Source organism: Anaerobacillus sp. CMMVII, assembly GCF_025377685.1.
GTDB lineage: Bacteria > Bacillota > Bacilli > Bacillales > Anaerobacillaceae > Anaerobacillus.
Window position 1 is genome coordinate 138,483 of the sequence record NZ_JACEHK010000009.1, and the last position, 19,112, is coordinate 157,594.

General features: G+C 36.9%; 18 protein-coding genes, 1 pseudogene and 1 riboswitch. Of the genes and pseudogenes, 7 read left to right on the forward strand and 12 right to left on the reverse strand.

What is annotated here, in order from left to right; genetic code table 11:
* Positions 1-228 precede the first annotated feature (228 nt).
* The gene (locus H1D32_RS13155) at positions 229-894 is read left to right on the forward strand and encodes a DUF421 domain-containing protein (protein WP_261178758.1); all 666 of its coding nucleotides are present in this window, start codon (positions 229-231) and stop codon (positions 892-894) included.
* A 73-nt stretch (positions 895-967) separates the two neighbouring features.
* Here H1D32_RS13155 and H1D32_RS13160 read toward each other — a convergent pair whose 3' ends face one another.
* The 5 genes from H1D32_RS13160 to H1D32_RS13180 all read right to left on the reverse strand — a co-directional run bounded on the left by H1D32_RS13160 (position 968) and on the right by H1D32_RS13180 (position 5,762).
* On the reverse strand, positions 968-2,413 hold the full coding sequence (locus tag H1D32_RS13160; RefSeq protein ID WP_261178759.1) for a DEAD/DEAH box helicase: 1,446 nt from the start codon (positions 2,411-2,413) through the stop codon (positions 968-970).
* A gap of 160 nt (positions 2,414-2,573) precedes the next feature.
* The gene (locus H1D32_RS13165) at positions 2,574-2,744 is read right to left on the reverse strand and encodes a hypothetical protein (protein ID WP_261178760.1); all 171 of its coding nucleotides are present in this window, start codon (positions 2,742-2,744) and stop codon (positions 2,574-2,576) included.
* 33 nt (positions 2,745-2,777) lie between these two features.
* Entirely contained in the window at positions 2,778-3,407 is a 630-nt protein-coding gene (locus H1D32_RS13170; protein ID WP_261178761.1) for an MOSC domain-containing protein, read from the reverse strand.
* Between the two features lie 33 nt (positions 3,408-3,440).
* A complete protein-coding gene (locus H1D32_RS13175) occupies positions 3,441-4,412 on the reverse strand; it encodes an aldo/keto reductase (RefSeq protein ID WP_261178762.1) in 972 nt (323 codons plus the stop codon).
* Positions 4,413-4,622: 210 nt separating this feature from the next.
* Positions 4,623-5,762 carry a YeiH family protein gene (locus tag H1D32_RS13180; RefSeq protein WP_261178763.1) on the reverse strand — a complete coding sequence of 380 codons (1,140 nt, stop codon included), beginning with the start codon at positions 5,760-5,762 and terminating at the stop codon, positions 4,623-4,625.
* 343 nt (positions 5,763-6,105) lie between these two features.
* Between H1D32_RS13180 and H1D32_RS13185 the strand changes: the two genes are divergently transcribed.
* The 3 genes from H1D32_RS13185 (at position 6,106) to H1D32_RS13195 (ending at position 8,657) form a co-directional block, all read left to right on the forward strand.
* The gene (locus tag H1D32_RS13185) at positions 6,106-7,338 is read left to right on the forward strand and encodes a DUF438 domain-containing protein (RefSeq protein ID WP_261178764.1); all 1,233 of its coding nucleotides are present in this window, start codon (positions 6,106-6,108) and stop codon (positions 7,336-7,338) included.
* Positions 7,339-7,520: 182 nt separating this feature from the next.
* Complete coding sequence (locus H1D32_RS13190) at positions 7,521-7,697, forward strand: hypothetical protein (RefSeq protein ID WP_261178765.1); 177 nt, start codon at positions 7,521-7,523, stop codon at positions 7,695-7,697.
* A gap of 261 nt (positions 7,698-7,958) precedes the next feature.
* Positions 7,959-8,657 carry a Crp/Fnr family transcriptional regulator gene (locus tag H1D32_RS13195; protein ID WP_261178767.1) on the forward strand — a complete coding sequence of 233 codons (699 nt, stop codon included), beginning with the start codon at positions 7,959-7,961 and terminating at the stop codon, positions 8,655-8,657.
* Here H1D32_RS13195 and H1D32_RS13200 read toward each other — a convergent pair.
* Both H1D32_RS13200 and H1D32_RS13205 read right to left on the reverse strand, forming a co-directional pair.
* Complete coding sequence (locus H1D32_RS13200; protein WP_261178768.1) at positions 8,652-8,819, reverse strand: hypothetical protein; 168 nt, start codon at positions 8,817-8,819, stop codon at positions 8,652-8,654. The genes H1D32_RS13195 and H1D32_RS13200 overlap by 6 nt on opposite strands.
* Before the next feature lie 209 nt (positions 8,820-9,028).
* A complete protein-coding gene (locus H1D32_RS13205) occupies positions 9,029-10,606 on the reverse strand; it encodes a sensor domain-containing protein (RefSeq protein WP_261178769.1) in 1,578 nt (525 codons plus the stop codon).
* Between the two features lie 128 nt (positions 10,607-10,734).
* On the opposite strand from H1D32_RS13205, the gene H1D32_RS13210 reads away from it, so the two are divergent.
* Together H1D32_RS13210 and H1D32_RS13215 are read left to right on the forward strand one after the other, a co-directional pair.
* On the forward strand, positions 10,735-11,184 hold the full coding sequence (locus H1D32_RS13210) for a V4R domain-containing protein (protein ID WP_261178770.1): 450 nt from the start codon (positions 10,735-10,737) through the stop codon (positions 11,182-11,184).
* Between the two features lie 211 nt (positions 11,185-11,395).
* Positions 11,396-12,598, forward strand: a complete 1,203-nt coding sequence (locus tag H1D32_RS13215; protein WP_261177763.1) for an IS4 family transposase — start codon at positions 11,396-11,398, stop codon at positions 12,596-12,598.
* 152 nt (positions 12,599-12,750) lie between these two features.
* Here H1D32_RS13215 and H1D32_RS13220 read toward each other — a convergent pair whose 3' ends face one another.
* From H1D32_RS13220 to kynU, 4 genes are all read right to left on the reverse strand, one after another.
* Positions 12,751-13,950 (reverse strand): phosphoglycerate dehydrogenase, encoded by a 1,200-nt coding sequence (locus tag H1D32_RS13220; RefSeq protein ID WP_261178771.1) that lies wholly within the window; start codon positions 13,948-13,950, stop codon positions 12,751-12,753.
* Positions 13,951-14,077: 127 nt separating this feature from the next.
* A riboswitch (ZMP/ZTP riboswitch) is annotated at positions 14,078-14,158 on the reverse strand.
* Positions 14,159-14,215: 57 nt separating this feature from the next.
* On the reverse strand, positions 14,216-15,073 hold the full coding sequence (gene kynA / locus H1D32_RS13225; RefSeq protein WP_261178772.1) for a tryptophan 2,3-dioxygenase: 858 nt from the start codon (positions 15,071-15,073) through the stop codon (positions 14,216-14,218).
* Positions 15,074-15,089: 16 nt separating this feature from the next.
* Positions 15,090-15,734, reverse strand: a complete 645-nt coding sequence (gene kynB / locus H1D32_RS13230; RefSeq protein WP_261178773.1) for an arylformamidase — start codon at positions 15,732-15,734, stop codon at positions 15,090-15,092.
* A gap of 3 nt (positions 15,735-15,737) precedes the next feature.
* Positions 15,738-17,024 carry a kynureninase gene (gene kynU / locus H1D32_RS13235; RefSeq protein ID WP_261178774.1) on the reverse strand — a complete coding sequence of 429 codons (1,287 nt, stop codon included), beginning with the start codon at positions 17,022-17,024 and terminating at the stop codon, positions 15,738-15,740.
* 229 nt (positions 17,025-17,253) lie between these two features.
* Here kynU and H1D32_RS13240 point away from each other — a divergent pair, with 229 nt between their 5' ends.
* Positions 17,254-17,880: a hypothetical protein gene (locus H1D32_RS13240; RefSeq protein ID WP_261178776.1), complete on the forward strand. Its 627-nt coding sequence runs from the start codon at positions 17,254-17,256 to the stop codon at positions 17,878-17,880.
* 92 nt (positions 17,881-17,972) lie between these two features.
* Here the strand turns inward: H1D32_RS13240 and H1D32_RS13245 are convergent.
* Positions 17,973-19,074, reverse strand: a pseudogene (locus H1D32_RS13245) (homogentisate 1,2-dioxygenase).
* Between the last annotated feature and the right edge of the window lie 38 nt (positions 19,075-19,112).

The window sequence follows — 19,112 nt, forward strand, 5'->3', positions numbered from 1 at the left end:
TACATAATCATTTAAGGTACGTGGAATGGTTCGGTCGTAAACTAAGTTGCTTTTAGGTCGTAACCAAGCATTCGTTTGTTACAACCTAAAAGCTAATAGCAACAATCTTTAAGAAAAGCGAGTAATTGAAAGACAAAAACTTATCATAAAAAGTCTATATTAACTTAAGAATTATACAAAAGTCGGGGAATATTAAAAAGAAAAAACTACAATTACGAGGGAAAAATAATGGTTATAGAAACGATAAAATTAGCAACTTTATTTCTTTTAGTGTTTATGGTAATGAGATTTCTTGGAAAGACACTCTTGTCACAGTGGACTGCATATGATTTAGTGACGATTATTTTTTTATCCTACTCAGCATTAGGTGCAGTAAAAATAAAAAGTTTCTTCCAAGCATTGGTCAGTATTTTCATCATTGCCGGTCTATATTTACTCCTATCTAAGGTTAGTCTTGTTCCTAGTTTTACAAAACTAATCATTGGTGAACCTACAATTTTAATTAAGCATGGGAAAATTATTAACAAAAACTTAAAGAAAATCCGTTATTCATTAGCTGAATTGTTATCAACAGTTAGAGCGTTTGGGTATCCGGATATCCAAGCAATTGAATATGCAATATTAGAGCCCAATGGCAAAATCAGTGTTATTCCCATGCCGAATTTAGTACCATTAACACCTAAGCACATGAATCTTGAAGTTGAGTATCAAGGCTTACCTATAACAGTAATTGCCCAAGGACGTATTCAAATTGAAAATCTAAAACTCATCGAGAAAACCGAGGCGTGGTTACGAAATGAATTGAAAAATAAAGGTTATGAGCAGATCGAAACTATTTTCTATGCGTACACAAAAGACAATTCAGATACAGTCACTGTTTTCCCTTATAAATAACTAAAAAATGGGGTCTGACCCCCGCTGTGGTAACGCTTCACCGCAGTGGGGGTCAGACCCCTTTCTATCTAAATTATTTTATTGCTTCGCTTACTTTTAGTTTCTTGCCTTTGATCGTTGTGTTTTCCATTGCTTGTAAGACTACAGAGCCTTTTCCGTTTAATATATCAACATAGGTTAAATTATCTTGGATGGTAATGATCCCAATATCGTCCGCAGTGACTCCAGGAATTTTCGCAATTGTTCCGACGAAATCAACTGCGCGAAATTTCTTCTTTTTACCACCACTGAAGTGTAGTTTCATAATATCTTGATTGATTCGTGCTGTTTTATTGTTTCGAACCACACGGCGTCCACTAAGTTTTTCTTCAAATGCAGCTTGCGCTCTAGCAACTTCATGATGTTTGGGAACTTCCATTTTTGGTATCTCAAAACCAATGTACCGTTCAATCGCTCTAAGAAACTTTCCTTCATACTCAGTTGCAAGTGTAATTGCTTTACCTTTTTTACCGGCACGACCTGTTCTTCCTGTCCGATGAACATAGCTCTCTTTTTCCATTGGTACGTCATAGTTAATAATTAGCGTGACATTATCAACATCAATTCCTCTGGCGGCAACATCTGTTGCAATAAGGTAACGGAAATTACCCATTTTAAAGCCATCCATAACAGCAAAACGATCCTCTTGTTCTAATCCACCATGGAGTCTTTCACAGGAATAATTAGCCTGTTCTAGTTCATCATACACTGACTCGACATGCTCTTTCGTTCCACAGAAGATGATACAACTGTCAGGATTTTCAACAACAGTCACACTTTTTAAAATAGCAAGCTTTGCTTCTTCAGTTACTTCGATTACTGCATGTTCAGTGGCATCAGTTGTCATTCCACTTCCAGCAACTTCGACATTCACAGGATCCTTCATATATTTTTGGCAGAGCGTTTCGACCTTCGTAGGAATCGTAGCCGAGAAAACCATCGTTACTCTATCCGAAGGAAGTTGTTTAATAATAGTTTCAACCTTACTTATAAACCCCATATTGAGCATTTCATCTGCTTCATCGATAATCAAATACTTGATTTCGTCTAAAACTAGAGTTTCTCTTTCAATATGGTCAAGCACTCGACCTGGTGTCCCAACGACGACATGAGTTTTTTGAGTCAATTCTTCCTTTTGTTTCGCAAACGGTTCTTTCCCATAAAGCGCCAAAGCTTTAATTCGTTTAAACCTTCCTATATTCGTAACATCTTCTCGAACTTGGACAGCAAGTTCACGAGTTGGTGTGAGAATTAACACTTGCGGTTTTCTTTCATCCCACTCAATCATTTCACAAATTGGAATACTATAAGCTGCAGTCTTACCGCTGCCTGTTTGTGATTTTACGACAAGATCTTGGTGTTCCATAGTTCTAGGTATTACTTCACTTTGAACCTCTGTAGGAGTTTCATATTTTAAAACGGCTAGCGCTCTTCTAATTTCAGCACTTAAATTATAATCATCAAAATTTCTCTCACTCATTTATTAACCTCATTTATTGTGTATTATCCGACTTATGTATAGGATTCTCACCAATAAGTATCTTATTCAAAATCTGACTTTAGTCATTATATACTAAATTATCCCTAGGAAGTTATAGTTAAGAAAAAAAGCCAGCATATGCTGGCCTTTAATAGACATATTAGATGTACTGTTTCGTATTTTTTCCCTTATCACCTCTATCCCCACTTTGAATGATCGTAAGTTTATCAAGATGGCCAATATTTGTAATTTTAATATTTGAAAAGCTTAAAAACCCAATCCCAACACCAATAAGTAAGCCTATTCCAATATAAAAATTTTTATCTTTCAATGTTTGAACCTCCCATCTTTTATGTAATGCATTCTACCTTTTCATCAATGTCTGACGCCAACTTGCTGATAGAGCTTCAACTTCTAACAGCTTTTTAATGCCTTCGTTATTACGGTTATCGTGATACATCATTTGATTGGCAAATTCTATAGAAATTCCTTGGCTACTTTTTTCAACGAGAGTAATCTTAGAACTTACATCAATAACCCCCTCTTTTATGACTCGAAAATAAAAGCCTGTATAGCCTGAGTTTTGGACCAAAGCAACCATTTCCGGTACGTTATACCTCGCAGCAAGCTTATAACATGGTTGCCTTGGCTGGCTTACTTGAACTACTGCCTCTCCAATTTGAAAAAGATCACCTATGCAAACATCAATTTCAGTCATCCCAGTTACGGTTACATTTTCACCAAATGCTCCATAATCAAGTTTTCTCGATAAAATTTTTTCCCAATACTGATAATGCTCCATTGAATAAACACATACTGCTTTATCTGAACCACCATGATGAACTAGGTCTGCCTGCTCATCACCCTCAAAACCAAGTTCCCCTAATTTTAACGGCTCATTTACTATTGTCTTACAAATACTTGAGATGATTTTTTTACCATTATGGACAATTGTCTGTGATTTTCCGATATTGATTGAATTTATTTTTAACATAAAATAGTCCTTTCTCTGTTGTTAAAGTTGAGCTCACCTGCCGCTACTAATCGAATCTATTTTCTGTAATAACTCCATAGAGAACTTACGATTACTTACAGCAATTGCATCTGTCACATGATGTAGTTTAGTTGCACCGATAATCGCTGAGGTTACAGATGGCTGATTTAATACCCAGGCCAATGCAAATTGAGAGAGTGAAAGTTCCGATTGTTTAGCTAATTCTTTGTATTGTTCGACCCGTTGGAAATTTCGCTCTGTAAAATATCTGAAGATCCTTCTTTCATTCAAAGCGGCACGACTTTCTGGTGGAGCATCATTTGGCCCTTTGTATTTACCAGATAACATCCCTCTTGCCATCGGACTATAAACGATCGTACCTACACCGTCAGACTGACAAAACGGAAGTAACTCAGTTTCAATCTCCCTAGATAATAAGTTATATTGTGGTTGGACAGAGATGAATTTTTCAAGATTGATCCGTTCACTAATACCATGTGCCTTGGCAATTTGCCATGCTGCATAGTTAGAACAGCCAAGATAGCGAACCTTTCCTTGTCGGACTAAATCATCTAAAGCCCGCAATGTTTCTTCTAGAGAAGTATTAGGGTCAAATAGATGTACCTGGTAAAGGTCAATATAGTCGGTTTGGAGACGTTGTAATGACTTTTCAACCTCACTCATAATATGTCCCCTAGAAAGTCCTGATTTATTGACTCCAAGTCCCATTCCTAGACCTACTTTTGTTGCTAAAATAACGTCTTTCCGACGCCCTTTTAGAGCACGTCCAAGAATCTCTTCAGCTTCGCCGTTCCCGTATTCAGGTGTTTCATCTTGACTTTTTCCGTAGTAATTAGCTGTATCAATGAAATTTACCCCGTTTTCTAGCGCTACATTCAAAATATAAGTTGAAGCTTCCTCGTCTATCCATCTACCGAATGACATTGTTCCTAAACAAACATTTGAAACTTGCAAACCGGTTTTGCCTAATCGATTATATTGCATATGATCACCTCAGTTAAAAATTTGTGAAACATCCAGTTACTGAGATTTATTCTATACTTCAGTTGATTAGTCCTGCGAAATAGTTAAAAAAGAACGGTCGTTCAAACCCATATTTTTGATATGGTTTGAATCAAGTCATCAATTTCTTATATTGTCCTTGAATACTAAAAAACTGGAGGTTACGGTTGGTTTCCGCTACCTCCAGTTTGATTAATAAGTGATGAAACCACCCATGATATACACCATTACAATACTAATAATTGTAACTGTAACAGATGCCACCATTCCAATAAAAAATGGTTTGGCGCCTAAATTTTTGAACATCCGTAGGTTTGTTGATAAACCTACGGCAGCCATCGCGATTCCGAGCAAATATTCAGACCCTAATGTATTTAATGACCGCCAAAATGTTTGCCACTGATCTGGGTTTAATATCCCAAATGCCATTTGGTTTTCTTCAATTCCAGTTTCTCCAATTGTTCTAAATCCTGCCATTAACTGAAAACCGATGACGAACAAAGGAATTAACTGATACCACTTTTTGACTACTTGCCCCTTTGTTGAGTCCCCATTTGAATGCTTTAAGTAATAATAAGACATAATCGGCACAACAGCGATAAGTAGTGTATTTCTAGTTAATTTTGCAATCGTCGCAACTTCGACCACGTCACTTGACTGAAACATTTGGTCGTAAATTAGTGCCGCTCCAGCCACCTGGGCAGTCTCATGAATGGCTGTACCTAAGAAAAGGCCAGCACGAACTGGATCATTAGCAAATAAAAGCTGTGCTAAATAAGGATAGGAAAACATCGCTATAATCCCAAAAATAGTAATATTGCCAACTGCATAGGCTATTTCCTCTTGTGTTGCCTTAATCCCTGGGGCTGTACCAACAATTGCCGTTACACCACAAATTCCCGTACCTACAGCTGTTAGCGTTCCAAGTCGATGAGATTGTTGCATTTTATTTGTAATCCATATCGTGACCACTAATCCTGTTGTAACACATATAAGAATAATCGGGATTCCCCACGCCCCTAGCTTAATAACATCTAAAAAGCTTAACCTAATACCTAAAAGAATAATTCCAGCTTTAAGAATAATTTTTACTGAGAAGTTGACCCCTTCTTGGAAAGTAGGATGTAATCCTAGCAAATTCCGAATAAGTAAACCTAATACGATCGCAGTAAAAATGGATGATATAGGACTTTTCCCTTCTTCCAAAATCCCTTGCAATCGATTGACAAACCCACCCAGCCAATCACTCAGCTGTATCGCAATCAGTAATACTAGTAAGCAAAGTATAATTCCCGGCAGGAAACGTATACTTTTTCGCGCCAATTCATTCATTTCTTCTCTCTCCTATTTCTTGTTGTTTTTGGGGTCTGACCCCCACTGCATTAAAGCTTTAAAGCATTGTTTTTTCTTTATCTAGCTGCTTCCTCATCTATATTTACCGCCTTCTTAATGAACTTGAACTTTCTATGGAACCTCACCCCTATAGGCCCACATAAAGAATACTCTTTAGTGATTTATGTCACCGCCAACTAATAAATCCCATGCTACTATTTACTTGAGAATAAAAATCATTTGCGAAAGAGTAATCAAGGCAAACTCGAAAGCTTCATAATTATTATATTTTACTATATTTCATTACTAGAAATAGATCAAATTTTATTAAGGAGTGGAAAGCATGAGTGAAATGATTAATAATCGCGAAATTCAAGGATTAGACAAGTCTGAACGTCAGCAACTTTTAAAGGAAATTATTAAGGAGTTACATGATGGGAAAAGTGTTGATGAAGTAAAAAGTCGTTTTCAACAAGCGATCGATAAGGTTACTGTAAGCGATATTTCCCAAATGGAGCAGGCTCTTATGATAGAAGAAGGAATATCAGTTGAAGAGGTTCAACGATTATGTTCAGTTCATACCGAAGTTTTTAAGGGATCGATTGAAGATATTCACGAAGGCGTAGCTTTGGGCACTCCACCTGGCCATCCGGTTCACACATTTTTTAAGGAAAATCAACAAATTGATCAATTTGTTAATTTCACGCTTAGTCTTCATAAAGAGCAATTCCAACGTGAACAAACTGACGAAGCAAAAGCAAAGTTAATCAACGATTTAACGAAATTATTAGAAATTGATAATCATTATAGTCGTAAGGAAAATTTACTCTTCCCTTACTTAGAAAGAGTTGGCATATTCGGCCCAACCAAGGTAATGTGGGGCGTTGATGATAAAATACGTGCAGCAATTAAGGAAGCACGTGCTCAACTTACTGATGGTAGTTGGAACTTACTTGATATGACCTCAAAATTAGATTTTATTATTGAAGAAGTTTCTCAAATGATTTATAAAGAGGAAAACATTCTTTTACCAATGTCCATGGAAAAACTTACAGAAGATGAATGGTTAAAAATCGAACGTGAAGGTGATGTGATTGGTTACACGTTCATCGATCGACCAAACCCTTGGCAACCTGAACGAAAAAACCTACTTGACAAAGGCTATATGAAAGAAGGGGTCATTCAATTAGAAACAGGTATTTTATCTTTAGCTCAATTAGAATTAATGATGAATCACCTGCCTGTAGATATTACGTATATTGATGAAAATGATGTTGTTCGTTACTTTACACATGGGAAAGAGCGTATTTTCCATCGTACAAAATCAATTATCGGGCGTACAGTTCAAAATTGTCACCCACCACAAAGCTCGCATATCGTTAACGCATTACTTGACGATTTTAAATCAGGTAAAAAAGATATGGAAGATTTTTGGATTAAGTTCCGTGACAAATACGTATTAATTCGCTATTTTGCTGTCCGTGATCAAGAAGGTACGTACAAAGGAACAGTTGAATTCACGCAAAATATTCAATCAATCCAAGAAATTTCTGGCGAAAAACGCTTAATGTCTTAAGATTTATTTTGAAGTAACCGTCACAGTAGACGGTTACTTTTCTTGTTTTTGAAAAATATTTACCAGCATGAAACTGAACGAAAACATTTATACTATACTTGTTTGAGTTAATCAAACGTTATTACTCCGTACGAAAGCTAGGTACTAAGTTTAAAATACATCATTTAAGGAGATGTTGTTTTATGTTTAAAATGGGTCGAAAAAAAAATAATATGAATACTCCACTAATGATGACCATCGTTGGTTTAGGTGTAGGTGCTGCTGCGTATATGATGCGTGGACGTACAAACACTGATAACCAAGCCACGGATAGTATGATGGATGCTGCTCAAAAAGCAATGAACCAACTTAGAGATTAGTTAAGGTATCGGAGAACTATTAGAGGGCTGTCTATTCGACGCCCTCTTTTAAAGGTTTCTCAGCAATCAACCCTATACTCTGTAAGAAAGTAATAAAGGGGTCTGACCCCCAGTGCGTTAAAGCTTTAACGCGCCGGGGGTCAGACCCCTTTATTCCACCGTTATTCAACTAAATTTTCCTAGTCATGACTTATGTCACTTCGTCTTTTTCCTATTTGAGATATAGTTAAAGAAATTATTGGTTTAGGACGGGATGAAAACATGGGCTGTACTCAAAACTGTAATCTTAATCAAACGTGCTTACGTCTGGTGCCTATCTTTGAAGGTATTAGTAGTGATGACGTAACCACTCTGCAGGCTGTTACGAAAAGTCAAAGTTATAAGAAAGGTGATATTATTTTTAGGGAGGGCGAGCGTTCTGAATCGCTTTTTATTATTCAAAAGGGGTTAATTAAGTTATCGAAGGTTTCTGTAGACGGGAAAGAACAAATTATCCGTTTACTTTTTCAAGGAGATTTTTTCGGCCAGTTTGCACTACTACAAAACGAAAGTCATTATGCAAATGCAGAAGTGCTTGAAGAAACAATTGTTTGTACGATTGCAAAAAAAACGTTTCTTAGTACTTTAGAAAAAAGTCCAAGTATGGCACTACGTTTCATCAATGACTTAAATAATCGCTTATATCATGCTGATGAGTGGATGAGTTTACTTAGTTTAATGGATGTTGAACAGCGTTTAGCACGTATCCTATTGCTATTCTTAAATAAGTTAGAAAATACAAACGGCTATTTTACTCTGCCAATTTCGAAGCGTGACTTAGCCTCCCTAATAGGAACGACACCTGAAACTCTCAGCCGTAAATTAGTATTTTTTGTTACTCAAGATATCATACAACTAAAGCATCGGCGAGAAATTCAGGTAGTCGATTACAATAAGCTAACATTCATTGCTGGTTTATGATTCATATATTTTTACGGCCATTAGTCTAAAATGTTCTGGTGCTAACTCACTGATGATCGCTGTCATCCCAAGTGACGTTAGTGCCGTTACTAAAGGCTCTGCCCGAAAAGGTAAATGAACTTCAAATATTGTTCCAACTGGAGCCTTTTTAATATAGTCCAAAATTTCATTTCGAGGGTGTTCACCATTTTTTATTTTTTCCCGGAAATCAATAATTGCTTTGTTATCTTCTAATTTTACCTTTAGAATTTTCTTGCACCACCTAGTTTGTTTTTAAAGTACTTCTGCGGAAACTACCTCCGAGACCTTCTTGTTTTCCTACCTATTTTAAAAGCAACAATCTTTGAGAAGTCCGCCTATTCAGAAATCTATCACTTGACTTGAGGGGATTGGTTTACTAAAAAGTATCCTTGTATAACATCACAAGCAGACTTTTTTACAATAGATAACTGCTTATACGTTTCTACCCCCTCTGCGATGACATTCAAATTCAAATCATGTGCTAGTGTTGTTATTGCAGACGTTAATGCCTTGCTACTTGGATTAGTATCAATATCAAAAATGAAAGAACGATCTATTTTTAATGTATTTACGGGTAATTTCTGTAGATAACTTAACGAAGAATAACCAGTTCCAAAGTCATCAATTGAAATTTGAACTCCGATCTCCTTTAGCTGTTTCAGTACTGAAATAGCCGACTCAACATCATGAATAACCATGCCTTCTGTTATCTCAAGCTCTAGTAAATTTGGGCTAATTTTTGTTTTTTCGATCACAGACCTTACCTTTTCTGTAAAACCCCTCTGTAAAAATTGTTGAGCTGATACATTGACGGCAACATGCAAGGTAGGAAATCCCGCTTTTTCCCATTGCTTAATTTCCTCGCAAGCACTTTCTAAGACCCAGTCCCCAATTCGTAACATTAAACCTGTCTCCTCTGCAATTGGAATAAAATCAGAAGGGGGGATTAGTCCTAAGTCAGGATGCTTCCAGCGTAATAGTGCTTCAAAACCGATAATTTTATTTTCTTTTAAATCTAACTGGGGCTGATAATGTAACGACAGTTCATTCTTATCTAGAGCTTTTCGTAAATGGTTTTCTATTATTAACCTTTCAAAGGCACAGGCATTCCCCTCGACATTCGCTTTTTCATATTGATTCCTCCCCTTCTTTTTTGCACGGTACATAGCAGCATCTGCATTTGTAATTAATACCTCGACTTCATCACCATCATAAGGATATAAGCTCATTCCAATACTCGTCGTGATATGAATTTCAATGTCATTTAAGTGAAAAGGATTTGAGAATTCTCCTAAAATTATTTTTGTTATTTTTTCTGCATCTTCTTCACTCTTTAAATCTCTTAAAATACAAATAAATTCGTCCCCGCCCATTCTTGCTACTATATGTTTCTTATCAAGGTTTGCTCTTAGTCTCTGCGACGCTTGGAGCAATAGTAAATCACCATACGAATGTCCTAACGTATCGTTTACAAACTTAAATCGGTCAAGGTCTAGAAAGAGAATTGCAAAAATGTCATGATCTCTTTCGGATTGAGCCAAAATTTTTTCCAACTCTTGGTGGAGTAGAATTCGATTAGGGAGCATCGTTAACGGGTCTAAATTGTCTGTTTTAATGCTTTTAAAAACTAATATCTTATATGTTTCTCCACCTATGCTTTCTTTTACTGCGCTTATTGTTAAATGAACACTCGACTGAGCACCATTTTCGCTAGAAAGAATGATTTTACCTTCCCACGATTGGTGTAAAGGAAGCTCAATAAATTTTTTCACATCCGCATGAATAACCCCTGCCTCATGGTAACCACTCATATTTAAAAAAGCTAGGTTTGTAAATTGAATGATGCCATTCAAATCTATTATTAATACCCCATCATGGAGTTGTTGTAAGGCGCTCTTATAGATGTCTCGTGCATCTGCTGTAACCATTTCATCCCCCCTACCAAAATTGCTATTAAACTTATCTTACTAGCAAAACCAATCCTTGTAATTGATATAAATCAAGGAAATGATCGAGTTTTTTTGCGATGATAAAAGAAAAACGGAGTTGAACAGCGATGAATTTATTTACTTTTGATGATATGAAAAAAACAAAACGGAGCTCACTAGGAAACGATGTGCCTATAGAACTATTTCGTTCAGTTAGATTGATCGGGATGTATCAAGGCCTTCCTATGAAAGGAAAAAGTACTACCTTAGTCGTTGGTCGAAAAATTGGAGAGAGTATGCAAGTTAGTTCCCTTGAAGAAGCTTTGCAATTATTTGAGGAATTGAAAATCGGAATTCCTCGTGTCATAGAAAATAACGGAAACGAAATGCACATTGCGATTGAAGACTGCTTTTGTGAAGGTTTGCCTGTCCATGAAGGGAACCTTGTTTGTGATTTAGAGGGAGCGATATTGGAAGGAGCGCTTTCTAGTATTTATAAAGGGAAAGTCCATGTTCGCGAGGTCAAATGCAACGTAAATGGAGATAAAGATTGCGAGTATAAAATTAGGTTTACATAAGAGGGGAAAAAGAGCAAAAGTGGGGTCAGACCCCCGGCGCGTTAAAGCTTTAACGCACTGGGGGTCTGACCCACTAGCATTGCATGACTTGAAAAACCTCTCAAATTTTCAAATATTAGTATTTACAGACATAAAAAAAACTCCTATTGTAGAAGATGAGTCCTTGTTTCGTTCCCTAAAACAAAACAAGTCTACTACAAAGGAGTTCCTAATGAATAATAAAAGTATAGGACGGGAAATGCTCATTTGTCAATGCTTATCACTACTGCCAACTGAGGATTTTGATTGCCCCTTGATAGATTACGGAAACTATAAGCTTTCTACAAAATCTTTATTGAGAATTTTCGTATCAGCACAGTTAGATAAATGGAGTTCATATGCCCATATGGAAGAAAAGTTAAGAGCTTACCCAAAATTGTGTAAGGAATTAGATATTAAGGATATTAGCGGATCTCAGCTAAGCCGACGTATTAATGATCTGCCGACAGAATGGGTTCAAAAAATATTCGCCAAAGTGGTTCAAAAAATTAAACAATTAACTGACACATGCAAAGGGCTACCAAGTGGTATTGGGAAATTGAGCATTGTTGATTCAACTGAAATCAAGTTACCTGAACGTTTATGCGATTGGGCATACATATCGAAAGATTATAACGCAGTCAAAATGCACACTAGGCTATCTGTTGTTTCTCCAAACGTGGCTTTTCCAGACAAAATCCTGCCTTCGACAGGTACAGTAAGTGACTCTGAAAGTTCTGATGCGCTAATTGAAGAAAATGATACCACCTATGTAATGGATCGAGCTTATCCATCAAAAAAGAACTTAATGGACTGGCAGAAAAGAGAGATTTCCTTTGTCGTTCGTATAAAAAAGAATCTTAGATTATATACATTACAGGAATTTAAGCCAACTCATCCGTCTGTCATTCATGATGCAAAAGTTTTATATGGTTTATCTGAAATACCGATAAGGTATATTGAATTTTTAGATGAGAAAGGTAGGTCTTATAGGATTTTAACAACAAGATTTGATCTAACAGACCTACAAGTAATGGAAATTTACCGTAATCGTTGGATTATCGAATTATTCTTTAAGTGGATTAAACAGCATCTGAAACTAACAAAAATCTGGAGTACGAAACCACAAGGTATTTGGAATCAGATGTTTCTTGCTCTAATCGCATTTGGATTATCTCTAATTATAAAGCTTCAGTCTGGATCAACAAAAACGCCATGGGAATTCTTTCGCCTTTTACAAACCTTCCTTTTTCACACAGTCAGTTCTTTTTATAAAGAGCTGCATCGAAAAAAGAAAAGAAAGTCAAAAGGAAGACAAAAAGTACCTATTCCATTACCGAAGGTTATGCCCAGCTTTGGAACAGTCGCCATGGTTAAAGAAAAAATAAAGAATTAATATTATATGTAAAAAAAAGGGAACGAGGTCAATTTAATACCCCATTCTCCTTTTTTCATTTCGTCCTAAAAACATATTGTTAAAATTTATCATTTATTCAATTAATATACTATCATGCAACGCTAGTGGGTCTGACCCCTTATAAAACTAGTTTAAATAAAACGAACGCGGACCATTCCTTCGATTTGCTTGATTTTCGTTTCTAAATTAGGAAGGATTTCGTTATCAACCTCATTATCAATGTCAATCATTGTATAAGCGAAGTCGCCACGACTTCTGTTTATCATGTCAGCAATATTTAACTCATAGTTCGAGATAGCCGAAGTAATCTGACCAACCATATTTGGAACATTTTTATGAAATGCTGCCACACGACGTTTACCTGTATAAGGTAGCGACACGTGAGGAAAGTTAACTGAGTTTTTAATATTACCAGTTTCAAGGAATTCTTTTACCTGACGGGCTGCCATAATCGCACAGTTTTCTTCAGACTCTTGCGTAGATGCACCAAGATGTGGGATAGGAATAACATTTTTCATTTTTAAGACATTTTCATTAGGGAAATCTGTAATATATTTACCAACTTTTCCTGAAGCAAGTGCAGCTGCCATATCCTCTTCATTTACAAGTCCATCCCGAGAGAAATTCAAAATATGAACATCAGGTTTCATCAATTGAAATGCTGCTGCATTAAACATTTCTTTTGTATCAAGAGTTAACGGAACGTGTACCGTAATAAAATCAGAGTTAGCAAACAATTGTTCTATTGTCATTGCACGATGAACATTACGAGACAAATTCCAAGCTGTATCAACGGAAATAAACGGGTCGAAACCGATGACTTCCATATCTAAATTAAGTGCATCATTTGCTACAAGCGCACCAATGGCTCCTAATCCAATCACACCAAGAGTTTTTCCTCTTACTTCTTTTCCGACAAACTGTTTCTTACCAGCCTCCACTAGCTTGGGAATTTGGCTTCCTTCCGGCTCTAACGTCTTTGCCCAAGCGACACCGTCAAAAAGATTCCTAGAAGATGCGATTAATGTCGTTAACACTAATTCTTTCACTGCATTGGCATTGGCACCAGGAGTATTGAATACAACTATGCCTCGTTCCGTGCAGTTCTCAACAGGTATATTATTAACACCAGCACCCGCTCTCGCTATGGCCTTTAATTCTTGGTTCAATTCTAAAGAATGCATGTTAAAACTACGAACAATAATCGCATCTGGATCTTCACCTTCGTTGTCGATTGCGAAATTCCCCTTTTTTAATACATCAAGCCCACTTTCTGCAATTTGGTTTAATGTTTTAATTTTACGGACTTTATCTAACGCTAGTGTGCTCATCTGCTTTCCCTCTTTTCTATTTTTTCTAAAATTCCGATATTTCGATAGTTACAAAACAGTGTTTTCCAAAATTATTGGTCGTCTATCGCCCCCTAAAAGCATAAAGAGGTAAAGGAGTTATTTCCCTTACCTCTGCCCAGGCGAACGGCATTTCGACTTCATGTGCTCCCTCACGGTTATCCGCGTTTCGCCAGTTACACATGATCGTTTTGATTGAATTTATATTATCAGATATTTTAAAAAACTTCAACCGCAATTTTTGAATTTACAATTCAGTTCGAATATCCCAAAGTTCAGGGAAAAAACGTTGATCTAGGACTTTCTTTAAGTAATTAACGCCCGATGATCCACCAGTGCCCATTTTAAAACCGATAATTCTCTCTACTGTTTTCATATGTCTGAAGCGCCATTGCTGAAGCCAATCTTCAATGTCAACGAGCTTTTCAGCTAATTGATATAATTCCCAGTACGTTTCTACATTTCGATAAACCTCTAGCCAGGCACTTTTTACAGTCTGATCAGGCTCGTACGGAACAGAGTAGTCTCGAGCTAAAACATCAGGATGGATAGTTAAACCTGCTTTTGCTAATGCTTGTATCGCAACATCATACAGACCAGGGGCATGAAACGCTTCTACTAGTGTTTGATGTAGTTCTGCGTCTTTTTCATAGATTTTTAATACATGAGGGGTTTTATAGCCTAGAGCAAATTCGATCAACCGATACTGAAACGATTGAAAGCCAGATGCTTGGCCTAAGGAATCGCGAAATTCCATATATTCAGATGGAGTCATGGTTGATAAAACATCCCACGACTGTATAATTTGTGATTGGATTTTCGAAACCCTTGCTAGTTGTTTGAAGGATGTTTGCATGTCCCCCTGCTTAATCGATTGTATAGCGGCTGTCATTTCATGAAGAATAAGCTTCATCCAGAGTTCACTTATTTGATGAATAATAATAAAAAGCATTTCGTCATGATGACCAGATAACCGCGCTTGACTTGAGAGAATTTTTTCAAGCTGCAAATATTCACCATACGTCATATTATTTGTAAAATCAGTGTGGATGTTTTTTTCTGATGCTGTCGTTGAAACTTGTTTTTGTTTGTCACCGTATGTCATAAACTATAAGTCTCCTTTATATACGTCTTACTACAGCACGAACGGGACTTCCATCTGCGTCTTTAATAGGTAGTGGAAGTGCTATTAATTCATAGTCTCCAGGTTCGAGTTGATCAAGCATCACGTTTTCTAAAATGTGAATCCCATTTTCGTATAAAGAATGGTGGCCCTCCATGTCTTTGCTATCCAATTTGTCAACTGAAGGAACATCTACGCCGACTAACTTAATTCCTTTTTCATTTAAAAATTCCGCCCCAGATTTTGTAATATAAGGAATTGACTCAGGAAAAAAAGTAGGATTATTCGGAATTGACGTTCGCATTAGCAGACGCGTAACTCCTTCTAAATCAAATTCTTTTAAGAGATCCCGATCAATTTTTACAGCTGAGGATACGTCTATCATTCGGCATGGACCAATGTAAAGATTGATATCTAAATCTAAAATTCGTTCTCCATCATTTTTGAAATGAAACGGTGCATCAACATGTGTTCCGCTATGAAGACTGGTCGTTATTTTTCCAATATTAACAGAACCTGTTTGTTCCTTGGTATAGGTCAGCTCATACGAAAATGGTGTGTCTCCTGGCCAATGAGCAAGGTCATTGGTCAATGGTTGTGAGATATCAATCCATCCTTTTGTATTTTTAATTTGTTTTTTCATGGCTTAAGCTACCACTCCACGTTTATTTTCAAATTTTTTATATTGTTCTTCTTTCATTATTTTTTTGAGCTTTTGAACAACGTCCCACACTTCAGTAAACGTATTATATAGAGCAACTGGTGCAAGGCGAATACCATTTGGAGAGCGGAAATCAGGAATAATCTTATTTTCCTTTAATGCCTTACAAATTCTTGCTGCTTCTTTATGTTCAAGAAAAATATGACCGCCGCGCATTTTGGCTTCGCGCGGATTTCTGATGATGAATTGGTAGTCTTTAAGTTCAAGGTCGATTAGTTCTAACATGTATTCTGTTAGTTTCACAGATTTTTCCCTAATGCGGTCGATGCCTGCTTCATGAAACATTGAAAGAGACCCGATTAATGGGGCAAGACTTAGGACATGTGGTGTACCCATTTGAAAAGCACCTGCATCCGTTGCGGCTGTTAGTTCATGGTCCATATCAAATTGGCGATCTTTCCTAGAACTAAACCATCCGGCAAGACCAGGGGTTTGACCGAAATGTCGTTTATTTACATATAATCCACCAACTGCGCCAGGTCCGCCGTTTAGATGCTTGTAGTTACACCAAAATGCAAAATCGACATCCCACTCACTTAACTGGTGCGGAATTGAGCCAATCGAATGACATAAGTCAAAACCAATGACAATGTTCCGTTTATGAGCTTCTTCTGTTAACTTCTTCATATCAAGAATTTGCCCACTTCGATATAAAATACTAGGTAGGATAATCATTGCAATATCTTCTGTCATTGCTGCAATAATGTCATCTTCATCTAACATATGCCCGTCTTGACTTGTTACTTTCACAAGGTGTGTAGCAGGGTCAAGCCCTCGTAGCTTTAATTGACTTTGCAAAGCATAGATGTCAGTAGGAAAAGCAAGCTCATCAGCTAAAATTTTATTTCTTCCAGAGCTAGTAGTAAAAAAAGACGCTACCAATTGATGTAGGTTAGAGGTTGTTGAACCAGTCATAATCACTTCATCTTTAGTAGCTCCAACTAATGGTGCCAATTGTTCGCCTAACGTTTCAGATAAATAAAACCAAGGGTACTCCCCTTCTGTCCAACCATCAATTCCACGATCTCTCCATGAGTGAAGCATTTTAAGTAGCGTTTGTTCAGCCCGTTTCGATAAAAGCCCTAGAGAGTTACCATCAAAATAAATTTGCTCATCGCTAATATAAAATTCTTCTCTGAAAGCAGCCAATGGATCTTTCTCGTCTAATTCCTGTGCATATTCACGTGTATACTTATTATTATGATCTAGCATTCTACACCTCCAAAAACTGAATATTATAAACTATCAATAAAATAATTATATAGTAGGATTGAAAACTACTCAATGGGCTCATTATAGGGGGTCTGACCCCCACCGCTTTAAAGCTTTAGCGTAGCGGGGGTCAGACCCCAATTAAGACCCCAAATCCTAATAATCACAATCTATCTAAAATATGGTATTATTTTAGATACCAATATAAATTGAAATGGGTGTATTAATTATGCGATTTTTTACGACATTTATTATTAGTTTAATAGCTTTCCTTGTGCTAACGTTTTTTAAGATTAACAGCATAATCGTCTTTATTGCCGTCGGTATCTGTATTCTTTTCATTGTTATGTACCCTTTTTTGAAGATTAGCTTGTTTGAAACAAACATCGATAAGATAGAAAAATTTCTACTAAAGCATAAAAATAATCCTAATTTTTACATCATATACGCACTCGCTAATGAACTTGATCAAGATATTGACCGATTAACGGATAAGCTCGTAAGTAAAACGAGGCAAAAATCAAGACAGGCAATATATAAAATCATCCGTGCTTTATACTTTAAAGATCTTATGGAAGCTAAAAAGGAAATCGATAATGTTACAGCACCTGAATACAAACATTATTACCAAGCGTTAATCTTACTCGAAGAAAACAACATTTCAGAAGCAAATCATTGGATTGAAAAGCTCTCCACCAATTGGATGAAAAATGCCTTGTTAGCTGAACTCGAAAGAAAGCAAGGCAACCTTGATGAGGCTACTGCTTATGCGACTAAAGCGAAACAACAGACAAAAGGCCTCCAACATTACATACTGCATAAAACGTATGAACGTGAATTTAAAGGGAACATTTGAACACTCTTAGGGGTCTGACCCCCACTGCGTTAAAGCTTTAACGCGGCGGGGGTCAGACCCCGTTAAAATACCGTTAGAATTACTCAATTAAGTTAAACCCAACTATACTTATATCCTTGATCTTCTAAGGCATGTGCTTGTTTGACTACATTAAGTGGTCTAAACGTATCGATCATTACGGCTAACTCTAGTGTTTCTTTCTTTCCGATACTTGCCTCTGCTTTCCCTGGATGTGGTCCGTGTGGAATGCCAGAAGGGTGTAACGTAAATGATCCCTCCTCTATTCCTTTCCGACTCATAAAGTTCCCTTCTACATAATAAAGAACTTCGTCACTATCGACATTACTATGATAATAAGGGGCAGGAATTGCTTCTGGATGGTAATCATACATCCTCGGAACAAATGAACAGATGACAAAATTATTTCCTTCAAATGTCTGATGGATTGGCGGTGGCATATGAATTCGACCAGTGATCGGCTCAAAATCAGCTACATTGAATATATATGGATAAAGATAGCCATCCCAGCCAACAACATCTAATGGGTGGTGATTAAAGGTATGAGAATGCAAAAAGCCACGTGATTTTGTTCTTACCTCATACTCTTTCGTTTCCACATGGGTCTCTAGCTTTTCCGGTCCATGGAAATCTCGTTCGCAAAAAGGACTGTGTTCAAGCAACTGTCCATGCGCATTGCGATAACGCTTTGGCGTTGTTATCCAACTATTGGTCTCTATCACTAAGAATTTAGAATCACCTTGGTCAGGTACAACTCTATAAATGGTTCCGATCGGTAAAACGATGTAATCTCCAGGTTTATACGTTAGTGTCCCAAAGGTCGATTCCACTTTTCCAGAACCATAATGAACAAATAATACTTCATCCCCATCGCCATTTCGGTAAAATATTCCATTGACTGAGATGGATTAACAATTCCGATGAGAACGTCTTCGTTTCCAAGCACATACTGCCTTCCCATGACCGCATCGCTTTTTTCTGTATATTGATTGGATCGAAGATGGCGGGGAGCGAGATCACTTTGTTCCTCGTATTGTATTCGACAATCCTTTAACAATTCAGATTTTGTAATGCTTGTAGGTGGATGATGATGATACAAAATCGATTGAATTCCTGAAAAACCTTTCGTCCCATCACTTGTTCGCGGTAGAGCGAACCATCCTCTTTTCGAAAAATCGTATGTCTTTACTGGGATTTGCCCCGCTTTTTATAAA